This is a genomic window from Endozoicomonas sp. ALC013, from assembly GCF_049310205.1.
GTDB lineage: Bacteria > Pseudomonadota > Gammaproteobacteria > Pseudomonadales > Endozoicomonadaceae > Endozoicomonas.
In genome coordinates this window covers 1-2,147 of record NZ_JBLYNS010000331.1, presented here as the reverse complement: position 1 = coordinate 2,147, position 2,147 = coordinate 1, and the positions used below count along the sequence as shown (strand labels likewise).

At 54.2% G+C, this 2,147-nt stretch carries 2 protein-coding genes; both read left to right on the top strand.

Translation table 11 applies throughout. From position 1 onward, the window contains the following. Positions 1–174: 174 nt before the first annotated feature. The gene (gene tsaE / locus ACO6V1_RS23605; RefSeq protein WP_422449860.1) at positions 175–672 is read left to right on the top strand and encodes a tRNA (adenosine(37)-N6)-threonylcarbamoyltransferase complex ATPase subunit type 1 TsaE; all 498 of its coding nucleotides are present in this window, start codon (positions 175–177) and stop codon (positions 670–672) included. Continuing rightward, positions 669–2,138: an N-acetylmuramoyl-L-alanine amidase gene (locus ACO6V1_RS23600; RefSeq protein WP_422462101.1), complete on the top strand. Its 1,470-nt coding sequence runs from the start codon at positions 669–671 to the stop codon at positions 2,136–2,138. The genes tsaE and ACO6V1_RS23600 overlap by 4 nt, the downstream gene beginning before the upstream one ends. The last annotated feature ends 9 nt before the right edge of the window (positions 2,139–2,147 follow it).

The window sequence follows — 2,147 nt, the reverse complement described above, 5'->3', positions numbered from 1 at the left end:
TTTCAGGGCGGCCCAAATGGCGGCCTGGCTGCATGCATCTGCTGCCGATGAGGTGGTTGCCGGTCAGGGTGAAACCGGCTTAAGGGCAACGGAGTTGATTCCGGTTATTCGACAACGATTGAATTTTATTATTGGTCATTAAGGGTCAGGCAACTGGCTGTGATGGAAAGGCTTATGCAAGGCAGATACGAACTGCTGATAAAAAATGAAGATGCCATGGTGGCGCTGGGGGGGCATCTGGCAGAAGCCCTGGGGGACCGGGGCATTGTTTTTCTGCATGGTGATCTTGGCGCGGGTAAAACCACGTTCTGCCGGGGTGTCCTTCGGCATCTTGGCCATCAGGGCGCGGTAAAAAGCCCGACCTATACACTGGTGGAGCCTTACGAGGTCAATAACCATAAGGTTTACCACTTTGATCTTTATCGCCTTGCCGACCCTGAGGAGTTGGAATTTATTGGTGGTCGGGATTATTTCAGCGAAGCGGCGCTGTGCCTGGTTGAGTGGCCAACCCGCGGACAGGGGGAGCTGCCAGAGGCTGATCTGGACATTACCTTTGCCTATCACTCGTTTGACCAGAGTGAGCTGCCCGGCAGGAAAGCAAGGATTGTCGCAGTGACTGAAAAAGGGAAGCGTGCGCTGGAAACCATAAGAGCACTTCAGGGGGGCGGATGAGTCAGAGAACAGGGATTGTTCGCCGGGTTCTGGCCAGGCTTTCGAGAAGACAACGCACAGCGACACCTACCCGAAAAAGAGCCACCTCTGGCACTGAGGTTGAACCGGTATTTTCCGGTGGCAGGCGTCGTTTTGTCAGGCAGCTGGGTATTCTGGCCGTGGGGCTTGCAGCCCTGAAGGTTCAGGTAGCTGAAGCGGTCTATAAGCTGATTAAAAATGTCAGACTCTGGCGGTCGCCGGATAAAACACGACTGGTGTTCGATGTTTCCGATGCGGTTGAACACCATAAATTCCACCTGAGCAACCCCAGCCGACTGGTTATTGATGTTGACGGTGCCCGGCTCAGTGGCTCATTCAGTGGCCTGCAGCTGAAAGATACGCCGATTCAAAAGATCCGCCATGGTGCCCGTAATAAAAATGACCTGCGTATCGTTCTGGATCTCAGTGCAAAGGTGTCCAGCGAAAGTTTTCTGCTGAAACCCAATGCGACCTATGGCCACCGCCTGGTGGTTGATCTGTTTGATGATAAGAGCAGAAAACCACAGCCTGTGGTCCGGCAGAAGCCCGCGGGTCATCGGGATATTATCGTGGCGATAGATGCTGGCCACGGCGGTGAAGACCCCGGGGCCATTGCCTACGGCGGTGGTTATGAGAAACAGGTAACCCTGGCGATAGCCAAAGAGCTGGCCACCCTGCTGTCTAAAGAGAACGGGTTTCGGCCGGTGCTGGTGCGCACGGGTGATTATTATATAGACCTCCGCCGTCGTACCCAGATTGCCCGGGACAACAAGGCCGATCTGTTCATCTCCATCCATGCGGATGGCTTTAAGGATCGTCGTGCCAAAGGGGCGTCGGTTTATGCCCTTTCACGCCGAGGTGCCACATCGGAAACGGCTCGCTGGCTGGCCCAGAAAGAGAACGCATCAGACCAGATTGGCGGAGAAGGCGGTATATCCCTGGGGGATAAGGATGATGTTCTGGCCGGGGTTCTGCTGGACCTGTCCATGACCTCAACCCTGTCCTCCAGCCTGGAAGTGGGCAATAAAGTTCTGGCGAATATGGGTGGGATTAACCAGCTGCATAAAAAACAGGTGGAACAGGCCGGCTTTGTGGTGCTGAAGTCTCCGGATATTCCATCCATCCTGATAGAGACCGGGTTTATCACCAATCCTGAAGAGGCCAGAAAACTAAAGAGCCGCAGTCACCAGAAGGCGATGGCGAAAGCCATTTTCAATGGTACGAAAAGCTGGTTCTACAAAAAGCCACCACCGGACACACTGGTTGCCAAGTGGAAACAGGAGGGCACCCTTAACACCCGGCCATCACGGTATGTGATTAAACCCGGGGATACGCTGTCAGAGATTGCCAATCGGTTTGAAATCAGCATGAATGACCTGAGGCGTGCTAACCGGCTATCCAGTGCCAATACTATTCGTGTGGGGCAGGTGCTGCAGATTCCTGATTAAGCCGTGGTG

Excerpts from the sequence above, each read along its gene's own strand:
- ACO6V1_RS23600 (WP_422462101.1), top strand. The coding sequence starts at position 669 with ATGAGTCAGAGAACAGGGATTGTTCGCCGGGTTCTGGCCAGGCTTTCG.
- tsaE (WP_422449860.1), top strand. The coding sequence starts at position 175 with ATGCAAGGCAGATACGAACTGCTGATAAAAAATGAAGATGCCATGGTG.